General features: G+C 43.9%; 3 protein-coding genes and 2 pseudogenes. All 5 read right to left on the reverse strand.

Going from position 1 to position 2957, the window contains the following annotated elements; genetic code table 11:
- Nucleotides 1-198: pseudogene (locus PsW64_RS27775) on the reverse strand (PAAR domain-containing protein); the annotation flags it as partial.
- 2 nt (nt 199-200) lie between these two features.
- Nucleotides 201-794 carry a hypothetical protein gene (locus PsW64_RS10770; protein ID WP_153042361.1) on the reverse strand — a complete coding sequence of 198 codons (594 nt, stop codon included), beginning with the start codon at nt 792-794 and terminating at the stop codon, nt 201-203.
- A complete protein-coding gene (locus tag PsW64_RS10775) occupies nt 778-2241 on the reverse strand; it encodes a polymorphic toxin type 46 domain-containing protein (protein WP_063303597.1) in 1464 nt (487 codons plus the stop codon). The genes PsW64_RS10770 and PsW64_RS10775 overlap by 17 nt, the downstream gene beginning before the upstream one ends.
- Nucleotides 2234-2632 carry a hypothetical protein gene (locus tag PsW64_RS10780; RefSeq protein ID WP_063303598.1) on the reverse strand — a complete coding sequence of 133 codons (399 nt, stop codon included), beginning with the start codon at nt 2630-2632 and terminating at the stop codon, nt 2234-2236. The genes PsW64_RS10775 and PsW64_RS10780 overlap by 8 nt, the downstream gene beginning before the upstream one ends.
- 11 nt (nt 2633-2643) lie before the next feature.
- Nucleotides 2644-2957: pseudogene (locus PsW64_RS27590) on the reverse strand (type VI secretion system tip protein VgrG); the annotation flags it as partial.

The raw sequence follows: 2957 nt of genomic DNA on the forward strand, positions 1-2957 counted from the left end.
AAACACGGATCCAGATCCCGCTGACATGGAACGAGGATGAGGTGGACAATTGCCGCAACCATGCGGGATAACGCCGTCACCGACACGCACCACAGCAATAGCATTTACAAACACATCAGGACTTCCGGCTGACGACGGCGTAGGCGGAAAGCACCCGTGGCCTGCGGCGATATCGCCTTTTCTATAGGCAGCTGGCATGATTAAAACTGCTTCCCTAAATTACTCCAAAAAAACTTGGAAAAGGCACTGACTTCATTAATTAGGTCCTCATCTAAACCATCTAATCCTCTCCTTGAGAGAAATCCAAAATTGAGGGTTGTTCTATAGAATTCTTTTTCGATATCGTCTTCTTCAAGCACATTAACCTGAACACTATAAATACGATTATCTAGTAATTTTAACTTCCTGAAATCGTCACTCTCATCAGTTAGTTTTCTCATATGACTATTACATAGTGTAGATATTTCTTGCAGCTCATCATGGTAATTTTCTTTATTTTTAATTTGAAAACTTTCAAACTTTTGCAAAGAGCACGCCCATTTATCAGCAAGCTCAGGACTAATAGATTCCACATCTTCGCCCGCTTGCCGGTATTGTTCAAATATCTTTTGCTTAAGCTTTTTTTGCACTTCGCCTTTAACTCGTGCGTTGGCTTCTATGAACTTCATTTGCTCGACAATTGATGAAAACCAATTATCCTTATAGATGTCGTAAAGTTCCTGAAAACGATGTTGAAAATAGATGCAAGCTTGCAGCATCTCTGAAACTGAATCAATCTTAACGATAGGAGACAACTTTACCCTCATCTTTCATTGTTGGTCTGCAGCCTGACTTAAAACGCCACTGTCGACCTCCACCCACTGTTGACTGCATTACGCCGGATACTGTCCAGTCATCATCAATTGCAGCAGCAATTGACTTTAATGCAGTACAGTTTTTACTGGTTACGAACTGCCTGGGCTTTTTTTCACGCCCAAGAGGGCCAATTCCTAAATTTGTTGGCTGGCTTCCCTCATCCGGGGTGAAAAAATTGCCTGTATTGGGGGTATATCTTGGGTCAGGCTCTCGTAAATATTGATATAATTTCTGTCCCTTCCCGACTGGCTCGAGCGTTAAAGGATACCGTAGGTCTATCCCGTTAATTTCCCCTTTTATTGCATCTGGATCCATGTTCTGTTCTGCATAAAATTTTCTTGCTACCCTTCTTCGCGCTGAAATTTGCGCTGCGGTGGCACCAGTTTTTGCCGCAATTTCCTCATCATCATTGCGGACCACTTTTTTGGAATTACCACTGTCACCATCTGCGATATCTCTCGCGTCATGATTACCAAGATCTTTATTGTCAAGTTGCTGTCTTATTGCTGGATCGATCTCATCCGAGTTCACTCGCACCCGAAAGGTACGATCAGCCTTTTTGACAAGTATTGTGAACCCTTTGGCAGCATAGGTAACACCCCCTAAAACCACCTTGCCAACCCCAGCCAGCACTACTGTTTCTATGGCAAAGATTGCCAGTTTCGATTGGGCGTATTGGACCGCGCTGAGTAACCCACAACGCGTCAACTGATCCATTAACCCCTTGTAAGCCTCGGCAAAGAAACTTTTAAATGATTCCCAGGATTCAGCACGATGTAAAGCTGCGTCCTCAACTCGTTTCCCTCGTTGAGCGATGCCCACATTAATCCCAGCGATTATTTTTTCAAGACTATCGATTTCTTTGTCTAAATACGCTTCAAAGGATTTTGCGTGTGGGCCGTTGGCTTTTTGAGTTTTGAAACTTGCCAACATGCTTTCTTTATGTCTTTTTTGCTCTTGAAGCTCCCGCACAGGGGCATCACCAAGTGGGAAATGCTTCGCAATATAGTCAATCGTACTATTAATTCCTTGCTTTATTTCCTCAATTTTTTTGTCTTGCGTCTCTTCCCCATTCCAACCAGAAAGATCTAAAAGTGCTTGCGCCATAGCGGCATACTCATCGATTTTTTCGTCGATAGCCTGCGCAACCCCACACTTTTGGTCTTGAAAGGTTTGGCGATTATGCACCTGATCGGGCACCAACCGTTTAATCTGCTCTAGAGTTTTTGAAGGGCCTGTCTGACTTGGGGAAACTCCCTCGTCAGGCCATATATTAGGGATAGGCAGTTCATTCGGTAAGCTTGGAAATGAGATATCTGACGGGAGTGATGGTAACGGATTTTCAATCCCAAGCTGACTTTGCAAAAATTTGGTAAAATCATTCACCGAAACTCTCCCCACTGCCTGGGAAAGCTTCAAAGGCATTCACGTAATCTACTGTGAAGAAACTTTCTTTGGCATCTGCGAAGGAGTTGTTCTTAAACCCGAATGACTGAGAACTTAAACCGGTATCTGAGGATGCACCAAACAAACCGAGCACCGATAACATCATCGCAACTTCATCAAAAAAGCCTGCATCCACCTCAAACGTTGAACCTTTCATCTGAGTAATGAGTTGAGTCATATTCGCAAGGGCTTCTGGGCCTGACAACTCAAAGTCGGTAATATCAGAGGATGAATTTACTCCGTTAATTGCAAAACTGTCATCTCGGTTACTATCCCGATTTTGTTTGTGATCAGCCAAATCGGAGAGCCGTGCTGCTTCTGAATACATCATGCTATGGCCCTCTAGTTAAGTTTAATTTTGCCGCCTTTGAGGACGAGCTCTTTCTCAGCCTCAATCAGCATTGTGCCATCACTATTCATCACGATTTTGCATCCACCACATACAATTTCATAACGTTTGCCCACCACTGTAGTTTTGTTCATGCCAACATCCTCGTACTTCCCCATGGCGATCGAGCTGTTCATCATTCCGCCAACAGCACGTTGATATCCAGCTCCGACATTCATAACCTTTACGGTTCCTACAAATTCGGAGGATGTTGCCATCACGGTCTCAGCTTTGTTTTTGCCAACGCCGATGACAAGATTGCCTTCGC

Source organism: Pseudovibrio sp. W64 (assembly GCF_001623145.1).
GTDB lineage: Bacteria > Pseudomonadota > Alphaproteobacteria > Rhizobiales > Stappiaceae > Pseudovibrio.